We start from the raw sequence: 18,211 nt of genomic DNA, 5'->3' as shown, positions 1-18,211 counted from the left end.
GTGAGCACGCCCACCCTCGCCGAGGACATCCCCGTGACGCCCCGTGGTGAGACCACCCTGCGGCAGCAGGTCCTCGCGGCCGACACCGGGCACAGCCGGACCGGGCAGATCCTGAGCCTGGCCGGCGCCGCGGTGGTCGCCTACGTGCTCGTGACCCAGCTCGTGCGGCCCCCCGCTCAGCCCCTCCCCTCCCTCGTCCTGTGGCTGGGGCTGGCCGCGGTGACCGCCTGGGTCGTCCGTGTGCTCGTCCCGCTGCGGCGCGTCGGCGTCGTCACGGCGGCCGAGGTCGTGATGACGGTCTGCGGCGCGCTCGTCGTGGTGCCCACGGGCGGCCTCACGATCGCCCCCGCCTTCGCGGCCGTCGTCATGGCGATCGGCCGACCCGCCCGCCCTCTGGGCTACGGGATCGGGCTCGCCGCGACGGCCGTCGCACTCCAGGGACCGTTCCTGGTCGTCCACGGCGACTTCCCCGCGGTGCTCGTGCTCGGGATGGTCGCGATCTTCGTGCTCGCGGCGACGCTCGGGTTCAGCCGTCGACAGTCGCGCCTCGCGACCGCCGGAGCCCAGCTCCTCGCGGCCGAGCGGCTCGTCGCCGCGCACGACCGCGTCCGCTCCGCAGCCCTCGAGGAGCGCGCCCGGATCGCTCGCGACATCCACGACGTCCTGGCGCACAGCCTGGGGGTTCTCGTCGTCCAGCTCGACGCGATCGAGGCGCTGCTCGAGGTGGGGGACGTGGCCGGAGCGACGTCCCGCGTCTCGGCCGGACGACGGCTGGCCGCGTCGGGCCTGCGGGAGGCGCGTTCCGTCGTCAGCACCCTCGCCCCTCCCGAGGACGACCTCGCCGCGCTCCTCGCCGACCACCGAGAGCTCGGCGGCACGGTGAGCCTGGTCGAGTCGGGCGATCCTCGCACCCTCGACGAGCGCCAGTCGGCCGCGCTCCGCCGGGCGCTGCAGGAGGGGCTCAGCAACGCGCGCAAGCACGCCCCCGGGATGCCGGTCCGGGCGACGATCGTCTGGGACGATGCTCGCGTGCTCCTCACGCTCACCACTCCCCGCGCGCCGGGCCCCCACCCCTCCCTCGCCGGGACGGGGGCCGGTCACGGACTGGCAGGGATGCGCGCCCGCGTCGCCGCCCTCCCGCTCGGCGGTGACGTCCTCGTCGACGACGACGCCGAGACGTTCACCGTCACGGTCGCCGTGTCCCTGCGATGACCGGCGAACGCATCCGGCTCCTGGTCGTCGACGACCAGGCGATCGTGCGGGACGGCCTGGTGACGGTCCTGTCGCTCGTCCCCGACTTCGAGGTGGTCGGCGAGGCCTCCGACGGCGGGCAGGCCGTGCGGCTCGCCGCGAGCCTGCACCCCGACGTGATCCTCATGGACCTGCGCATGCCGGGGGTCGACGGGGTCGAGGCCACGACCCGGATCCTCGCCGAGCACCCGGCCACCGCCGTCCTCGTCCTGACGACCCATGCCGACGACGAGTCGATCCTCGGCGCGCTGCGTGCCGGGGCCCGCGGCTACCTGACCAAGGACGCCGGACGGGCCGAGGTCGCGCACGCGATCCGCACGGTCGCGCTCGGTCAGACGCTCCTGGCGCCCGCGGTCAGCGAGGTGCTCGTCGGGTCGCTGACCGGGCGTCACGTGGGGACCGTCTCGGCCACACCCGCCCCGCTGCCGCTGTCCCGGCGGTTCCCCGCCCTGACCGCCCGGGAGCGCGAGGTCCTGGAGCTGGTGGGGCAGGGGTTGAGCAACACCGAGATCGCCGAGCGGCTCGTCGTCGGTATGACGACCGTCAAGACCCACATCAACGCGATCTTCGCGAAGCTCGGGGTACGCGACCGGGCGCAGGCGATCACGCTCGTGCGCTCGTAGCACGGTGCGTCCCCGGCGCCCCGCACGATGACGACCCCGGCGTCCGGCAGGCGCGACGAGGAGGCGCACTACCTCCCCAGCGACGCCGCGAGCGGGCACGTGAACGGCTCCTGCGCCCGCAGGCCCACGCGGTTGAGGTACCGCACGACGATCCCGTACGACCGGAACAGCCCCACCTCGGTGTACGGCACCCCCACGTCCTCGCAGTAGGAGTGCACGATCGGTCGCACCTTCCTGAGGTTGGGCCGCGGCATGCTCGGGAAGAGATGGTGCTCGATCTGGTAGTTGAGGCCCCCCATCACCGCATCGACCGCGTACCCGCCGCGCACGTTGCGCGACATGAGGACCTGGCGCCGCAGGAAGTCCAGCGTCAGGTCCGGTGGCACGATCGGCATGCCCTTGTGGTTCGGGGCGAAGGACCCGCCGAGCAGCACCCCGAACACGGCGAGCTGCACCCCCAGGAAGGCCGCGGCCTTCCCCGGAGGCAGGAGCAGCGCGAGCACCCCCACGTACACGGCGAGCCTTCCGAGCACCAGGGGCGCCTCGACCCCACGGTGGGGCACCGATCCCCTGCGCAGCACGGTCCGCACGCTCGCGACGTGCAGGTTCAGGCCTTCGAGAGTCAGCAGGGGGAAGAAGAACCACCCCTGGTGGTGGGCGAACCACGACCGCCACCCCGTCCTCGCCGCCAGGGCCGTAGGGGTGAACGCGATGACGCCGGGCGAGATGTCGGGGTCCTGGCCCTCCTGGTTGGGGGCCGAGTGGTGCTGCTCGTGCTTGGTCCGCCACCAGCCGTAGCTCAGGCCGACGAACCCGCCCGCGAGCACGCGGGCCGTCCAGTCGTTCCAAGCCCTGGACCGGAAGATCTGCCGGTGCGCGCTGTCGTGCCCCAGGAACGCGATCTGCGTCACGACCACGGCCATCGCGGCCGCCAGGACGAGCTGCCACCACGAGTTCCCGACGAACGCGACCGCGACCCAGACCCCCCCGAAGGCCAGCACCGCGAGGACGAGCCGCGTCCAGTAGTACCCGTAGCGGCGGCGGAGCAGGCCCGTCTCCCGGACGAGCCGGGCCAGCGCCGAGTACTCGTTCGTCACCCGGCGGGCGGCAGGCCGCGCTCCCGGGGGGTCGCTCGGCACGGTGTCCATGGGGTCCTCATCACTCGACGGCCGCTCGACGACCGCTGTCGGTCACTCGAAGCGGATCTGCTCCGCCTCGACGAGGACGGCGGCGGCGCGCCGGTCCTCCTCCTTCTGCAGCTCCGCGATCTCGGCCGCCAGGCGGTCGTGCTCGGCGACGAGGTCCCGGCCGAGGTCACGCAGGGTCTGCGCGATCTCGTGCGCGAGGCCTCCTCTCAGCGCTGCGAGACTCGTGTGCTCGATGAGCAGCCGACGGTCCGAGACCCTCAGCTCGACGTCCTCGAAGCCGGCGTCCGCGAGGCGATGCCGGACCGCGTCTCCCTCGATCACGTCCTGCTCCTCGCGGGTGACCCGCCGGGAGAAGACCGCCGGGACGGTGTACGTGACGGGCTCGTGAGGCGTGCCGATCTCGGGGGGCAGCGCCGTCGCCAGGACCCCGGTCAGCCACAAGGCGTCGGGCGGCCGCGCGGTCTCCCGGTCGGAGGCCGGCGGGTGGTGGGCGACGTGCCCGCGCTCGTGCCCGCCCTCGTTGTCCCAGTCCCGGGTCGCGTCGTCCTCGTCGGCCGGGGCGACCTCCTCGAGAGGGCTCCACGCGGCCGCACCGGGCGGCTCCGCGAGCGCGCCCCGTCCCCCGCTGCGGAGGGTTCCAGCCGGTCCGTGCGTGTCGTTTCCGGACATGCTTCGACGCTACGCCCGATCCGGCAGCGCGCCGGGCGCGCCGACGTGCAGGTTGCGTGTGGGTCGGACCCACGACGACGGCCCCGGTCCGCGAAGGACCGGGGCCGTACGTCTCGCGGGTGCGGAGGTTCTCAGACCGCGTCGTCGAAGGCCGCGCGGAGCTTGGCCTCCTCGTCGGCCGACAGGTTCGTCTGGATGAGCTCGCCGTGGATGCCCTGCGCCTTGAGCGAGTCGTGCACCCGGTCCATGACCCCACCGGACGTCATGACGAACAGCGCCGACGTCCCGGGCGTCACCTTGGACCGCACCGAGTCGATGAAGTCGTCGTCGATGCCCACGTCGGTCAGCGACCCCGCGAGCGCCCCGGACGCCGCGCCGATCGCGACGCCGATGAGCGGGATGAAGAAGATGATCCCGAACAGCAGGCCCCAGAACGCGCCGCCCAGCGCGCCGATGCCCGTCGTGTTGTTCGACTGGTGCGTCTTGGGCTTCTTCTTCCCCTCCTCCCACGACACGATCGCCGCGTCCTGCACCTGGATGAGCTCCTGCTTCTGCAGCGCCAGCAGGGCGTCCTCCGCCTGCTGCGCGCCCTCGGGAGTCTCGAACTTCCACACGGTCAGTGTTGCCACCACAGCCTCGTTCCGTCGTCGGTACTCGCAGGACGCCGTCCGGTCCGGGCGGGTCCTCCTCGACCGTAGGTCGGGTCGTCCGGGGCCGCCATCGGAGCCGGCTCAGCCGGGCTCAGTCGGCGCAGCAGGTGCAGCCGTCCGCGGCGGTCGCTGCGCCGTCCGGGCGAGCGGCCGTGCCCGACGGCGCAGCCTCCCCGCTCTGGTGGCGTGCGCCCGGCGCGTGGTGCGCCGCGGCGACATCGGTGTGCAGGCCGGCGACCGGCGAGCAGCACGCGTCCCCGCGCCAGGCCTCGACGCCCTCCTTGATCGCGACGGCGGCAATGACGAGGGCCGCGATCGGGTCGGCCCACGTCCAGCCCAGGGTCGAGCTGAGCAGCAGGCCCACGAGCAGCACCGCGGACAGGTAGGTGCACAGCAGCGTCTGGCGCGAGTCCGCGACGGCCGAGGCCGAGCCCAGCTCACGGCCCGTGCGACGCTCGAACCAGGACAGGAACGGCATGATCGCGAGGCTCACGGCCGCGAGCACGATCCCGACGGTCGAGTGGTCGGGCTCGGAGGCTCCCAGCAGGGTGCGCACCGCGTCGACGCTCACGAAGACCGCGAGGCCGAAGAACGACACCGCGATGAGGCGCATCGCGGTCCGCTCGCGGCGGTGCGGGTCGGGGGCCGCGAACTGCCACGCCACGGCTGCGGCGGACAGCACCTCGACCACCGAGTCGAGGCCGAACCCGACGAGCGCGGCCGATGACGCGATGCGCCCGGCGGTGATCGCGACGACCGCCTCGACCACGTTGTAGGCGATCGTCGCCGAGACGATCCAGCGCACGCGGCGCTCGAGGAGGGCCCTGCGGGCGGGGGCGAGGCCTGCAGGCGGCCGAGGACCGATCGACACCGAGGTCATGAGCACGTGCACCCGTCGGGCGAGCAGCACGTCGGGTCGACCGTGACCACGAGGCGGAGCAGGTCGTCGAGGGCGGGCGCGAGGTGGCTGTCGGCCAGGCGGTACCAGGTGCGGCGACCGTCGGGGATCGCCTCGACGAGCCCGCAGCCGCGCAGGCACGCGAGCTGGTTGGACATGACCTGGCGGGAGACGCCGAGCGCGTCTGCGAGGTCCGAGGGGTAGGCGGGCGCCTCGCGCAGCGTGAGCAGGATGCGTGTGCGCGTCTCGTCGGACAGCGCGTGCCCGAGACGCGCGAGCGCTGCCGTGTGCGTGAGGGTGACGGTCTCCATGCGTCGGACAGTACACGGGATCCTGAATCCAGAAAAGCGTGTACTCAGCCGGTCTCAGTCGAGCCCGTACCGCGCGTCGAGCCCGGCGTCGTGCGGCAGCGTCCCGAACGACGCGGTCCACGCGCCGTCGGCCGCGATCGACTGACCGGAGACGTACGACGACTCGTCCGAGAGCAGGAACGCGACCACGGCCGCGATCTCGGCCGACTCGGCGATGCGGCCGAGCGGCGGGCCCTCGGCGAGCCCGCGCTCCTCCGCCTCGGGGTCGACGGCGTTCGCGATCTGCGCGTCGAGGTGCGGCGTGCGGACCCCGCCCGGTGCGACCGTGTTGGCCCGGATGCCGTACCGCCCGTACGTGACGGCGACGCTGCGTGCGAGGGCGTCGATCCCGCCCTTGGTCAGCTCGTAGGCCGCGTGGTCGACGAACGAGGACCGCCCGTGGATCGACCCGACGTTCACGATCGACCCGCCGCTCACCTGGTCGGTGAACGCCTCGACCGCGGCGGCGGCCCCCCAGAGGTAGCCCAGGCCGTTGATCTCGACGATGTCTCGTGCCGTGCGCTCGATCTCCGCGGCGCGCGCGGGGTCGCCGAGCGCGTGCAGCGGCGTGGTCCGGGTGATACCCGCGTTGTTGACCCAGCCCGCGAGCGGCGCGAGGGCCCGGGCGACGCGCGCGGCCTCGCGGTGCGACTCACGGTCGCGCGAGTCGGCGAGCACGACGGCCGCGCAGACGCCCTCCTCGACGGTCCCCGAGCCGGCGCTCCGTTCGAGCCCGACGACGGTCCAGCCGTCCGCGGTCAGCCGCGCCGCGATGGCACGGCCGATGCCCTTGCCGCTCCCGGTCACCACGACGCTGCGGGTCGCGGCTGGTCCTGGCACGGAGGCTTGTCCGGTCGGGTTCTGGGCGGACACCGGTCCTCGCTCGTCGTCGTGCCCGACGGCGGAGCCCGCCCGGGGCGTGCTGGTCGGGTCGGTCATCGGTCCTCCTGGTCGCCGAGCATGCGGTTGTCGTCGGTCGGGCATGCGGTTGGCGTCGTCCCGGGGCCCGTTTCGGACGCCAACCGCATGCTCGGCAGCGAGGGGTCGGGCTCGAACGTGAAGTACGTGGGCGAGAGGGTGAAGCCCAGGCCGGGGACCTCGGGCGGCAGCGCCGTGCCGGCCGAGAACTCGGGGCCGCCCTCGACGAGCAGCGGCGCCGGGTCGTAGGGGTTGCCCTGCGGCGAGCGCTCGAACGTCTCGACCCCGATCCCCTGGGCGCCACCGAGGTGCACGCTGACCTCGGGGTACACGTGGCTCGACGTCACGAGCCCCGCGTCCTGCCACGACCGGACCAGGGGGTCGGCCGCCGTGAGGCCGCCGATCCCGACCACGTCCACGCGCGCCACGTCGAGCGCACCGAGCGCAGCGAGCCGCGCGAAGACCTCGGGGTCCGTGACCTCGTCGCCGATCGCGAGCGGCAGTCCCGTGACCTCACGGATGCGCGCGGCGCCGTCGGCGTCCTCAGGCAGCACGGGGTCCTCGAGCCAGGCGAGCGCAGGCGCTCCGGCCCCTGCGGGAGCGCCGATCCCCCAGGCGTCGAGGTCCGCGAGCGCCTCGTCCGCGTCGCGCCAGCCGAAGCCCACGTCCACGACGACACCGCTGCGACCGGCCTCGGTCTCACGGCCCGTCACCCCGGGCAGCTCGGCGCGAAGGATCGCAAGCAGGTCGCGCATGAGGTCGCGGTCGGGGGATCGGGAGATCTTGAGCAGCGGCCAGCCGGCGCGGGCACGGTCGAGCACCTCGTCGGCGACGGCGCGGGCCGTACGTCCCGGGGTCGGGTAGGCCGCGACGAGGATCGCCGGGCGGGCCGAGGGCGCGACCGGGCCGGACTCCAGGAGGCGCCACACCGGGACGCCCGCGACCTTGCCCGCGACGTCCCACAGCGCGACGTCGACCAGACCGATCGCCCGACGCACCAGGCCCACGCGCCCCACGATCGCCGAGCCGCGCAGCGCGGCGTCCCACGCCGCCCGCACCCCCGCGGCCGGGTCGTCGACCGGGAGGTCGCGGCCCACGACGTGCGGTGCGACGAGGCGCTCGACGATCTCGGCCATGGGCGCCTCGCGCGTCAGGGCGTACGAGACGCCCGTGACCTCGGTGCCGTCCGGCAGCACCGCTCGGACCTGGACGCCCACGTACTCGCGGCGCGTGACCGTCATGGCCCCGAGCTGCAGGGGCTGCGGCAGGGCGACCACGGTCGTCGACGTGCGGACCTCGGTGATGCGCGCGAGCCCGCCCGGGCTCGTTGCTCGGCTCGTCATTCCGGCTTCTTCGCGAGCGGGACGCCGTAGTCGACGATGAACCCGCCGTCGACGTAGAGGGTCTGGCCGATCACGTACTGCGACTGGTCGGACACGAGCCAGCTCACGGCGTTCGCGATCTCCGAGGCGTCGGCGAGGCGGCCCGCAGGGATGCGCGCGAGGATCGTCTCCTCCTTGAGCGTCCCGGCCGCGACGCCCTGGCGGAAGACGCCCGTGTCGATGTACCCGGGCGCGACCGCGTTGACCCGCACCCCGCGCGCGGCCCACTCGGCCCCCGCGGTCGAGGTCAGGCCGATCACGGCCGCCTTGGTCGTCGAGTACGGGGCCCGGCCCGCGGAGCCGCGCGCCGAGACCGACGAGATGTTGACGATCGCGCCGCGGCCCGCGGCGAGCATGTGCCGCCCCGCAGCCTGGAGGCAGGTGAAGACGCCGTGCAGGTTGACGTCGACCACGGCCTTCCACTCGTCCCAGCTCAGGTCCTCGATGCCGCGGTGACGCTGGATCCCGGCGTTGTTGACCAGGACGTCGATGCTGCCCGTCGCGGCGGCGACCGCGTCGAACGCCGCCCCCACGGCCGCGTGGTCCGTGACGTCGAGGGGCATCCAGACCAGGCTCGGCTCGGCGGGCAGGGCCGCAAGGTCGAGCGCGGGCAGGTCGTGCTGGACGACGTCCGCGCACACCACGCGGTGGCCGTCCGCCGCGAGCCTCTCGGCGATCTGTCGGCCGATGCCCGCGGCGCCGCCCGTGACGATCGCGGTGCGGAGCGGGTTGCCCGCGGGCGTGCCGGTCGGGGTGGTCGTGGTGCTCACTGGTCCTCCGTGGAAGTCTGCGCGGGTGCCGGCGTCGCCGCCGTCAGGGTGTCGATGAGGTGGTTCGCGTGCTGCTCGAGCCGTGCGAGCGAGCCGGGCGCGAGCGGCGACTGCCACGCCTGGTAGGCGCCCCGCACGTACGCCTGGTCGGTCGGCAGGTACACGAAGCCGGGGCCGTTGGTCAGGTTCGCGACCACGACCGGACGGTCGCCCGCGTGCTCGCGGACAGTGCGCTGGAAGCGCGAGTAGGCCTCGCCCGGGTGCGCGACGAGGAACCCGTCCCCGATCTGCCACACCCACGTGGGGTGCTCGACGGTCGGGCCGGTCACGTAGCCGTCGCGCAGGTTGCGCGCGCGACGCAGCCGCTCGTCGCGGCTGCGCGGGTCGATGTCGGCCCACTCGGCCTCCATCTGCGCGAGGCTCGGCAGGTCCCGCAGCTCCAGCACGACGACGTCGCTCACCGCGCGCAGGACGCGTGAGCCCTCGGCGGGGCGCGGCTCCCACATGCCCAGCGGCGCTCCGGACTGCACGACGTGCGTGAGCTCGAGAGCCGTGCCGGGCGGCGGCAGCTCGGCGAGCGCCGCGAGGACCGCGTGCCCCAGCGAGGTGCCGTGCCGGTCGGCGACCGCCACGTCCCCCGTGTACTGCTCGCGCGGGGCCAGCTCGCCCGAGGCGCCCTGGAAGAACGCGACGGGGGCCCCGGTCGACTCCTCGACGAGGTCGCGCATCGCGCCCACGTAGTCCGGGGAGACCAGGGTGTTCTGCCACGCGAGCGTCGTGGGGTGGCACGCATAGTTGACGATGGTCGCGAGGGGCGTCGTGGTCGGCAGGGGCTCTCCGGGGGGCCCGGGCTCGATCCGGCTGAGGCGGCCGACCACGACGGTGTCATCGACGGCGGCCCGCGGAACCGTCGGGTTGAAGCCGATCACGGGGAGCCCGAAGTCCTCGGTCACGTCCGCCGGGGCGCCGGGACCGGCGGACGCCGTGGCACCGGACGCGTCGGGTGCCGTGACGACGGGTTCGCCGTGCGACCCGCCCGCGCCGAGGATCAGCTCGCGGTCGGCCGCGAGCGAGCAGCGCCCGGTCGTCCACTCGAGCGTCGCGGGGGCGAGCGAGGCGACGGCCTCGCGGCCCGCGTCGACGGCCCGCGCCGCGAGGTGCTCGAGGTAGGCGGGGACGAGCTCGCCGCCCTCGAGGTCGGCGTCGTGGCTGCACAGCACCGGGCCTGCGTGCGTGTGGGACAACGAGACGAGCAGCCGCTCGGGCGGCAGGCCGAGGCCTGCGAGGACCGCGTCCCGGACGCCGCGCTCGTCGTCGACGCGGCGCCACCACGTGGCGTCCACGGTGATCATCACGAGTGGTTCGGCGTGGGGAACATCGGGGTGCTCAGGGGGAGCAGGGGGCTCGGGGTGAGCGGCGCCGTCGGGCGTGCTGACCTGCCCGGGGCGCGCGGCGCCGTCGGGCGTGGGGCGCGACGACGCGCTGCCGGGCGTCTCCTGCCCGAGGGCGATCGCGGTGAGGGTCATCGCGCGGTGCGTGCCCTGCGAGGCGTTCCAGTCGGCGGGCCCCCAGTTGCGGGCGCGGATGCCCACGGGCGGCGTGACGTCTCGGCGGGCGACGCCCGCCAGTCCGCGGAAACCAGGCACCTTCACCTGGTCGTGCAGGGACACCATGGATCCTCCTCGAGCCTGTGCGTCAACCCTCGAATGCTATAGCATGTAGGGAGGGGGCAAGCCGTCCGGTGGCCCTTCGCCTCGATGGTGGCACAACGGTGCGCCCCGCACAGCCCTCGCCCCGGCACGCACCGCGGGCGGGCAGCCGGGCCCAGTTCGCCGACCGCTATCCTTCGGGGCACCTCCCGGATCGGACCGCAGAACACTACGGAGAACCCATGGCGCTCAAGAGCGTGCCCGACCTGAACGTCGCCGACCGCGTGACCGTCGAGCTGCGAGAGGCGATCTTCAGCGGCGACCTCGCGCCCGGTTCGCGCCTCGTCGAGCGCAAGCTCGCCGAACGCCTCGGCACGAGCCACATCCCCGTGCGCGAGGCCCTGACCCGCCTCACCGAGGAAGGGCTCGTCGAACGCCTCCCCCACCGGGGCGCCCGCGTCGCCGCCCTCACGAGCCGCGACCTCGAGGAGATCTCGAGCTTGCGCACGCTCCTGGAGCAGTTCGTCGTCGTGCGCGTCCAGGCCGAGTGGGACGCCAAGACCGAGGCCCGCCTGCGCAAGACCGTGCAGCAGATGGTCGACGCCGCCGAGCGCGGCAGCTCGGCGCGCGTGTTCGAGCTCGACCGCCGCTTCCACGAGCAGCTCTGGGAGCTCGCCGACCACCGCATGCTCATGACCATCACGTCCCAGCTCCGCTCCCGGATCACGGGCTTCCTGCGCGCCGCGAACGTCGCGCTGGACCCCGAGGCCCGCGTCGCGCACGCCGAGACGCACAACCTCATCATCGACGCGATCGCGAGCGGCGACCCCGAGCGGGCGCGGGCCGTCATGGCCGAGCACATCGGCGAGGCCGCGGCACGGCTCGAGAGCCACACCGAGGACGGCGACGTCGCCGAGGAACCCACGGAGGATGCCGGCGGCGCCTGACCGGGGCTGCGGCGTGGGCGCCGCCGATTCAGGCCTGCCGGTAGCGGAGCAACAGTCGCGCGACGAGGGCTTCGTACGCGTCACGCGCGAAGACCAGGTGCAGGGGCGGAGTGAACGGCACGTCCTCGACCTCGTCGTCGGCACGGTCGCGCGGGATCTGCCAGCCGAGGTCGCGCCACTCGACGACACCCTGACCGATCACGAGCCGCGCACTCACCGCGCCGCACCCGAGGTCCGCGCACACCGGGCAGACGAGCAGCGGTACCCGACCGTCGGCGAAGAGGCCCACGTCGTCGGGGGCTCCGCCGCCGAGCAGCGCGTCGAGGTACTCCGACGCGGTGGCCGGCAGGAACGGGCTCGGGTCGACCAGCGGGGCCGCAAGCCCTCCCGGCCCCTCGGCAAGGGACACGCGACCGACGAGCCGGGTGAGCGTCCCGCCGTCGACAGTCCACTCGTCGCGATACGACAGCACGCCGGAGCCGGACGCCTCCATGTGCGTCCGGATGCCCAGCTCATTCATGCGCCCTCCTGTGGTGTCGAGACCAGGGTGGCACGGAGTCACAGCAGCCCCCGCAGGACGCTGCGTGCGACGAGGGTGTTGTCGAGGTCGACGAGCACCGCCCCGGGGACGGTGCGGCGATGGTCGAACAGGCGCAAAACGCTCCTCGAACATGCGGTGGGCGTCGGAATCGGGGCGATTCACGACCGCAACCACATGTTCGGCGGCGAGGGGGACGGTCGAGGGATGGACACTTCGTGCGAGGTCCAGCCCGACCTCGCACGTGCTTCGTTGCCGTGCATCGTTCACTCGAGAACGTGGATGCGAGACTATTCTTGCTATAGCAAACCGTCAAGGCGAGGCCGCCGACCGCCCTGCGCACACGCCCCACCTGCACCGACGCGCCCCCGCTCACCGAGGAGCCCCATGGAATTCCGCACCGCGACGCCCGCCGACGTCCCGTCGCTGTACGCGCTGTGGGCCGCCGCGTTCGACGCGCCGCTCATGGTCCCCGTCTACGAGACCGACGACGGCCGGCTCGACCGCACGGTCGTCGCGGTCCTTCCCGGCCCCACCCCCGCCGCGGACCGCGTCGTCGCCTCGGTCTGCTGGACCCCGCGCACGCTCGTGGGCCTCCCCGGCCCCGACGGGGCAGCCACCACGCTGGCCGTAGGTGGCGTCTCGAACGTCGCCTCGGCGCCCGACGTGCGCGGCCGCGGCCTGGTCCGCCTCGCGCTCGCCGAGGCGGTCGCACGCATGGACGCTGCGGGCATGGACGCCTCGCTCCTGTTCACGGGCACGCCGGGCGTCTACCGCCCGAGCGGCTGGGAGGTCTTCGAGATCCCCGTCACCCGTGGCCCACTCCGGCCCGACGGCGCCGCTCGCCCCGAGCGGCCCGGCTCGCCCAGGGTGGTCGCTCGCCACGAGCGGCCGCTGCACACGGGGTCCCCCGTCCGCACGACGTTCCCCGCCTGGGGCGCCGACCTCCCGTGGCGGAACCTCGCGGCCCTGCACGACGCGTTCCACGACGCCCCCCTGACCACGCGCCGCACGGCCGAGCACTGGCGGCGCCGGATCCCCCTCTGGTACTCGTCGGCCGAGCTCCTCACGGCGCGACGCCCCGACGGGTCGATCGTGGGCTACCTGGTCGTGGAGGTCGAGGGCGAGGTGCTGCGCGTGCGGGAGCTCGCCGTCGGGCACGGTGGGGCGCGGTCCCCCGAGGATCGCGACGCTCTCGACGTGCTCGCGCTCGCTGCACGTTCGCTGGCCCGCGAGCACGGGGCGACCCACGCCGAGGTGCGCCTGCCGCGCATCCCTGCCACGGCGGTGCTCACCGACGCGCTGCTGACGCCGGGCGGACGCGAGACGGTGGCCGACGCGACCGGGATGCTGCGCCCGGTCCGGCGCTCGACGGCGGAGAGCGACGCCCTGCGCGCCGCGGCGGGCGGCCCCGCGGCAGGCTTCCACTGGCCCGGCGACTACCTGTGAGACGGCCACCGGCGCGGCTGCCCAGGCGTGCCCGGCGGACCTGGCGAGTCGTCACCAACCTCTTGACATTGCTATAGCACCGGCCTAATCTCCGGGAAATGCCCGGTTCATCCGGACGCAACGAAGCGCATCCATCCTGCTGTCGCGGCCTGCCGCACACAGCCTGAACCGTCCATCTCGCCCCGTCCCTCGGTGACCGCAGCCCCGGCCCGCCGGACTCCACCCGCACGCCCGTTGCCGCGCGTCGGCCACGCCTGAACGGACCCGTCTCATCGACCCGTCCGAAGGGTGACCCACGTGAAGACCCCCCTGACTGCCCGCGACAGCACGGCAGCCCCCGACCTCTCCCCCGACCCCACGCCCCCCACCGACCCCTCGCGCCGCAGCCTGCTGCGCGTCGCGGGCATGGGCGCGCTGACCGCGACCGCATTCGCTCTGTCCACGGGCCTCGCCCCCTCGGCGCTCGCCGCGCCGCTGGGTCTGAGCAAGGACGAGCCCGACGACGATGTCCTCGTCGCGTCGTCCGTCGCCCAGCTCGTGGGCTGGCGCGCGAAGAAGATCGACGACGGGACCGTCGTCCAGCTCCTCGGCCACGCGACCCCCGGCGACGGCGCCGCACGCCTCGTCCGCTACGACGCGAAGAGCACCGCGACCCCCAACGGAGGCACGGTGCTGGCGCCGCAGGACCTCGGTGCGGCCGGGCTGGGTCCTGGGCGGTGGCACACGCTCCACACCGGCACGGGCGACTTCCGCTGGTTCGGGATCTTCGGCGCCGACGCCCCCACGGGCAGCGCCGACGACGCGCTCGACGCGCTCGTCGACGACCCGACCGTGAGCCGCATCGAGGCGCACTCCCACCTCAACTTCGTGCGCCGCCACACGTTCACGCGCTCCGACCTCGAGCTCGACTTCGGCGGCCGGACGATCACGACCGAGGGCATCGAGCGCAACGCGCACGACAACCCGTTCGGCGCCGTCATGTTCTTCCAGGGCACCGTGACGGACGTGACCCAGCAGCGCACGCTCGCCGAGACCATGCCCGACCAGCGCGACGTGTTCGAGGTCGCGGACTCCTCCGCGTTCGCGGTCGGCGACTGGTGGACCGTGCAGGTCGATCCCCGGCCGGGCGGCGGGCGCGACGAGCGCGAGCTCCAGCGGCTCGTCCAGATCACCGAGGTCGTCGACGCGGCGCACGTGCGCGTCGACTACCGCAACGGCTGGGAGCTGGCGCCGGGCCGGGTGCTCGAGTGGCGCAAGGTCGTGCCCGTCGAGCAGGTCCACGTGCGGAACATGACGTTCGTCGGGGCAGGGCCGTACGACGGCCCGCTCGACGGCGAGCTGCCCGACGACCGCGAGTACACCGGCTCGCACCCGGTGGCCTACGAGTTCGCGGTGCGCTGCGACGTCTCGGACGTGCACGGCTCCAGGACGTGGTGGCCCGTCATCATGCGCCGCTGGAACACGTTCTTCGCGACCGAACGCTGCTCGGTCGCCAACCCGCCGACGGTCTTCTACGGCGGCGCGGGCTACCTCACGCAGCAGATCTACTGCCTGTACGGGCGGATCGCGGACTGCCGCTCGCACAACGCCCGCCACCTCAACGACCTCACGGCCTCGGCCTACTGCCTCGTCGAGAACTGCCACGGCGACGGCGACGACCAGGGCGGCAACCCGTTCACGACGCACGGCCAGTACGAGCACGACCTGGTGTTCCAGGGCAACAGCGGCCTCATGGACATCGCCAACTCGGGGGCGCAGTGGGGCATCAGCGCCAAGCGCATCACGGTCAAGGGACACGTGGCCTCGTGGTTCACGGTGAGCACCAAGATCACGGACCTGACGCTGGAGGACGTGCACGTGGTCGCGCGCTCGACGTTCGACCAGCAGGGCAGCCTCACCGTCAACGCCGACGGCGTGCAGATGCGCGGGTGCACCGCGTCGTTCTTCGCGGTCGCGCAGCGGTCGAACCTGTCGAAGCGCCCCAACGTCATCGAGGACTGCCACTTCTCGCTGCCCGTCGCCAGCGTGCTGCACCAGACGCCGGTCGCCAACCCGGTCCACTTCGTCCGGACGAGCTTCACCGGGTTCGACGGCACGATCCTGCGCGGCGCGGGCCCGGTCACGTTCACCGACTGCACGTTCGTGGGCTCGACCGACGAGGCCGCCCCCGCGGCTCCCGCGCTCGTCGGTTCCGCCGACGTCACGATCAGCGGCGGGACCCTCACGGGGACCGGCATCCAGCTCAGCGGGGTCCGCGACCAGCGGCTCACGATCCGTGGGGCGAAGGTCTCCGGCACGACGACGGCGGGCGCCCTGGTCTCGCGGGCTGCGGGCCCCGGGACGGTCCAGGTGGACCTGCGGGGCGCGACGCTCGCCGCGAGCGGGACCACCGCCCACGTCGCTCTCTCGGGCACCGACGCCCTGACCGCGGTCGGCACGCGCCTGCGCGGCGGCCGGTACGACCTGGCACCGACCACGCGCGTGCTCCAGTCCGGCTGCGTCGAGCAGGGCGTCGACCGCACCGGCTTCCCCGAGGGCGACCACGTCCTCGTCACCGACTCGCTCGCGCTGTGAACCGCACGAGCTCCCCCTGCCCACCCGGAAGAACCCCTGATGAAAGGCCCCTGCAGATGACGAACCTCCTCACGTCCGGACAGACCCCCGGCGAGCCGGCGACGACGCCGACCTCGCCCCGCCAGGCCCCCACGGTCGAGGCCCCCTCACGCCGCAACCTGCTGCGCGTCGCCGGGATCGGCGGCCTCGTGGCCGCCGGCGCCCTCATGGGCACGCACTCGGCCGCCGCTGCCACGCCCGCTGCCGCTGCGCCGTCGGGCGTGCTGCCCCTGAAGAAGGACGAGCCCGACGACGAGGTCCTGGTCGCGGCGTCCGTCGCCCAGCTCGTGGGCTGGCGCGCGAAGAAGATCGACGACGGGACGGTCGTCCAGCTCCTCGGCCACGCCACGCCGGGCGACGGCGCCGCACGCCTGGTCCGCTACGACGCGAAGAGCGAGGCGGCGGCCAACGGCGGCACCGTGCTGGCCCCGAAGGACGCTCCGGGCAAGGGGCGGTGGCACACGCTCCACACCGGCACGGCCGACTTCCGCTGGTTCGGGCTGTTCGGGAAGGACACCCCGGCCGACGACGCGCTCGACGCGCTCGTGAACGACCCGACCGTGAGCCGCATCGAGGCGCACTCCGACCTCAACTTCGTGCGCCGCCACCGGTTCACGCGCTCGCACCTCGAGCTCGACTTCGGCGGGCACACCATGACGACCGAGGGCATCGAGAAGGCCGGGCAGGACGACCCGTTCGCGGCCGTCCTGTTCTTCCGCGGCACCGTGACCGACGACGTCCGCACCCACAAGCTCACGGCCGTCATGCCCGAGCTGCGCGACGACTTCGAGGTCGCCGACTCCTCGCAGTTCGCCGTGGGCGAGTGGTACGCGCTCGAGGTCAACGCCCTCGCGGGCAAGTGGGAGCGCGAGCTGCAGCTCCAGGTCCAGGTCACGCAGATCGTCGACGCGACGCACGTGCGCGTCAACTACCTCAACGGCTGGGAGCTCGCCGCAGGGCGCACGCTCACGTGGACCAAGGTCGAGCCCGTGCAGCAGGTGCACGTGCGCAACCTGTCGTTCGTGGGCGTCGCGGGCGGCGACCAGTACACGGGGTCGCACCCGCTCGCGTTCGAGTACGCGGTGAGCTGCGACGTCGAGAACGTGCACGGGGTCGCGACGTTCTGGCCCCTGGTCATGCGCCGGTGGTCGACGTTCTTCACGACGTCGCGCTGCTCGCTCGCCAACCCGGCCTCGATCACGTGGGGCGGCGCGGGCTACCTGACGCAGCAGATCTACTGCCTGTACGGGCACGTGTCCGACTGCCACACCTCGAACTGCCGCCACCTCAACGACTGGACGGCCTCGGCGTACGGTCTCGTGGAGAACTGCCACGGCGACGGCGACGACCAGGGCCCGTTCGTCACGCACGGCCAGTACGAGCACGACCTGACGTACGTCGGGAACTCCGGGCTCATGACGTTCGCCAACTCGGGCGCGGCGTGGGGCTCGTCGGCCAAGCGCATCACGGTCAGCAAGCACGTGTGCTCGTGGTTCGTGGCACGCGTCAAGGTCACCGACCTGACGCTCGAGGACGTCCAGGTCATCCGCAAGGAGGGCCTCGCGGGCTCGGGCATGCTGTGGGTCAACGCCGACGGCGTCCAGCTGCGCGGCTGCCAGGCCGACGACACCCTGATCGTGTCGCAGGCGTCGAGCCGCTCGAAGCGCCCCAACGTGATCGAGGGCTCGCGCTTCAACGTCCTGCCGGGGACGCCGATCACGCAGGCCACCGTGACCAACCCCGTGCACCTGGTCCGCACGACCTTGAACGGGCTGGAGGGTGCGTCGTTCGCGGGCTCGGGCCAGGTGGTCCTGGACCAGTGCACGCTCGAGGCGGCCGAGGGCAAGGGCACCGTGACGGCGTCGGGGGACCTGACGATCCGTGGCGGCGTGGTGCGCAACGTCGCGGTCGTCGCGGCGGGCACCGCCGAGCAGACCGTCCGGGTCGGCGACGGGGCGCGGCTCGAGGGATCACCCGCGGGTGGCACGTTCCTGAGCCGGGCGAAGGCGGACAAGCCCGTCACCTGGAACCTGGACGGTGCACGATCGGTGGCCGCGTCGGGTGACACTGGTCACGTGAAGCTAGACACAGGTATCAATCGCTGGTCGGCCGTGGGGTCCACCTTCACCGGTGGCCGCCTCCAGCTCGCCGACGGCGCGTTCGGCGCGGGCTCCTACCTCCTGCACACCGGCAACGTCGAGTCCGGCGTGCAGCGCGTCGCGATCCCGGCCGACGGCCCGACGGTCTCGACGGCAGGCACGCTCATCCTCTGACGCGGGCCAGCCAAGCCTCGACCACGGGGTTGAGGTCGTCAGCCGTGACCTGACGACCTCAACCCCGTTCTCGGCACCGGCCG

The 18,211-nt window shown here is 73.5% G+C and carries 16 protein-coding genes; 6 read left to right on the top strand and 10 right to left on the bottom strand.

The features are described from left to right. Together H9640_RS19775 and H9640_RS16540 are read left to right on the top strand one after the other, a co-directional pair. Window positions 1-1,212, top strand: a complete 1,212-nt coding sequence (locus H9640_RS19775; RefSeq protein WP_191791870.1) for a sensor histidine kinase — start codon at window positions 1-3, stop codon at window positions 1,210-1,212. Beyond that, window positions 1,209-1,874, top strand: a complete 666-nt coding sequence (locus H9640_RS16540) for a response regulator (protein WP_191791869.1) — start codon at window positions 1,209-1,211, stop codon at window positions 1,872-1,874. Before H9640_RS19775 ends, H9640_RS16540 begins: the two co-directional genes overlap by 4 nt. Before the next feature lie 68 nt (window positions 1,875-1,942). Here H9640_RS16540 and H9640_RS16535 read toward each other — a convergent pair whose 3' ends face one another. The 9 genes from H9640_RS16535 to H9640_RS16495 all read right to left on the bottom strand — a co-directional run bounded on the left by H9640_RS16535 (window position 1,943) and on the right by H9640_RS16495 (window position 10,332). After that, entirely contained in the window at window positions 1,943-3,022 is a 1,080-nt protein-coding gene (locus H9640_RS16535) for a fatty acid desaturase family protein (protein ID WP_191791868.1), read from the bottom strand. A gap of 42 nt (window positions 3,023-3,064) precedes the next feature. Beyond that, window positions 3,065-3,691 carry a hypothetical protein gene (locus tag H9640_RS16530; protein WP_191791867.1) on the bottom strand — a complete coding sequence of 209 codons (627 nt, stop codon included), beginning with the start codon at window positions 3,689-3,691 and terminating at the stop codon, window positions 3,065-3,067. A 131-nt stretch (window positions 3,692-3,822) separates the two neighbouring features. Beyond that, window positions 3,823-4,320 carry a DUF1269 domain-containing protein gene (locus tag H9640_RS16525; protein WP_191791866.1) on the bottom strand — a complete coding sequence of 166 codons (498 nt, stop codon included), beginning with the start codon at window positions 4,318-4,320 and terminating at the stop codon, window positions 3,823-3,825. Between the two features lie 112 nt (window positions 4,321-4,432). Continuing rightward, a complete protein-coding gene (locus tag H9640_RS16520; RefSeq protein WP_191791899.1) occupies window positions 4,433-5,221 on the bottom strand; it encodes a cation transporter in 789 nt (262 codons plus the stop codon). Next, window positions 5,218-5,550 carry an ArsR/SmtB family transcription factor gene (locus tag H9640_RS16515; protein WP_056649628.1) on the bottom strand — a complete coding sequence of 111 codons (333 nt, stop codon included), beginning with the start codon at window positions 5,548-5,550 and terminating at the stop codon, window positions 5,218-5,220. The genes H9640_RS16520 and H9640_RS16515 overlap by 4 nt, the downstream gene beginning before the upstream one ends. A 54-nt stretch (window positions 5,551-5,604) precedes the next feature. Beyond that, window positions 5,605-6,528 (bottom strand): SDR family NAD(P)-dependent oxidoreductase, encoded by a 924-nt coding sequence (locus tag H9640_RS16510; RefSeq protein WP_191791865.1) that lies wholly within the window; start codon window positions 6,526-6,528, stop codon window positions 5,605-5,607. Continuing rightward, the gene (locus tag H9640_RS16505) at window positions 6,525-7,850 is read right to left on the bottom strand and encodes an enolase C-terminal domain-like protein (RefSeq protein ID WP_191791864.1); all 1,326 of its coding nucleotides are present in this window, start codon (window positions 7,848-7,850) and stop codon (window positions 6,525-6,527) included. Before H9640_RS16505 ends, H9640_RS16510 begins: the two co-directional genes overlap by 4 nt. Further along, on the bottom strand, window positions 7,847-8,659 hold the full coding sequence (locus H9640_RS16500; RefSeq protein ID WP_191791863.1) for an SDR family NAD(P)-dependent oxidoreductase: 813 nt from the start codon (window positions 8,657-8,659) through the stop codon (window positions 7,847-7,849). The genes H9640_RS16505 and H9640_RS16500 overlap by 4 nt, the downstream gene beginning before the upstream one ends. After that, window positions 8,656-10,332 (bottom strand): hypothetical protein, encoded by a 1,677-nt coding sequence (locus tag H9640_RS16495; RefSeq protein WP_191791862.1) that lies wholly within the window; start codon window positions 10,330-10,332, stop codon window positions 8,656-8,658. The genes H9640_RS16500 and H9640_RS16495 overlap by 4 nt, the downstream gene beginning before the upstream one ends. 218 nt (window positions 10,333-10,550) lie before the next feature. Here H9640_RS16495 and H9640_RS16490 point away from each other — a divergent pair, with 218 nt between their 5' ends. Next, a complete protein-coding gene (locus H9640_RS16490) occupies window positions 10,551-11,255 on the top strand; it encodes a GntR family transcriptional regulator (RefSeq protein WP_191791861.1) in 705 nt (234 codons plus the stop codon). A 28-nt stretch (window positions 11,256-11,283) separates the two neighbouring features. Here the strand turns inward: H9640_RS16490 and H9640_RS16485 are convergent, their stop codons facing one another. Next, window positions 11,284-11,775, bottom strand: coding sequence for a hypothetical protein (locus H9640_RS16485; RefSeq protein ID WP_191791860.1), 492 nt, complete (start codon window positions 11,773-11,775; stop codon window positions 11,284-11,286). A gap of 405 nt (window positions 11,776-12,180) precedes the next feature. Here H9640_RS16485 and H9640_RS16480 point away from each other — a divergent pair, with 405 nt between their 5' ends. From H9640_RS16480 to H9640_RS16470, 3 genes are all read left to right on the top strand, one after another. Beyond that, entirely contained in the window at window positions 12,181-13,242 is a 1,062-nt protein-coding gene (locus H9640_RS16480; protein ID WP_191791859.1) for a GNAT family N-acetyltransferase, read from the top strand. Window positions 13,243-13,539: 297 nt separating this feature from the next. After that, the gene (locus H9640_RS16475; RefSeq protein WP_318243815.1) at window positions 13,540-15,816 is read left to right on the top strand and encodes a peptidase C14; all 2,277 of its coding nucleotides are present in this window, start codon (window positions 13,540-13,542) and stop codon (window positions 15,814-15,816) included. A 56-nt stretch (window positions 15,817-15,872) separates the two neighbouring features. After that, entirely contained in the window at window positions 15,873-18,128 is a 2,256-nt protein-coding gene (locus H9640_RS16470) for a peptidase C14 (RefSeq protein ID WP_225227356.1), read from the top strand. The last annotated feature ends 83 nt before the right edge of the window (window positions 18,129-18,211 follow it).

The sequence above is a fragment of the Oerskovia gallyi genome (genome assembly GCF_014836745.1).
GTDB lineage: Bacteria > Actinomycetota > Actinomycetes > Actinomycetales > Cellulomonadaceae > Oerskovia > Oerskovia paurometabola.
This window is presented reverse-complemented; position numbering and strand designations above follow the sequence as displayed.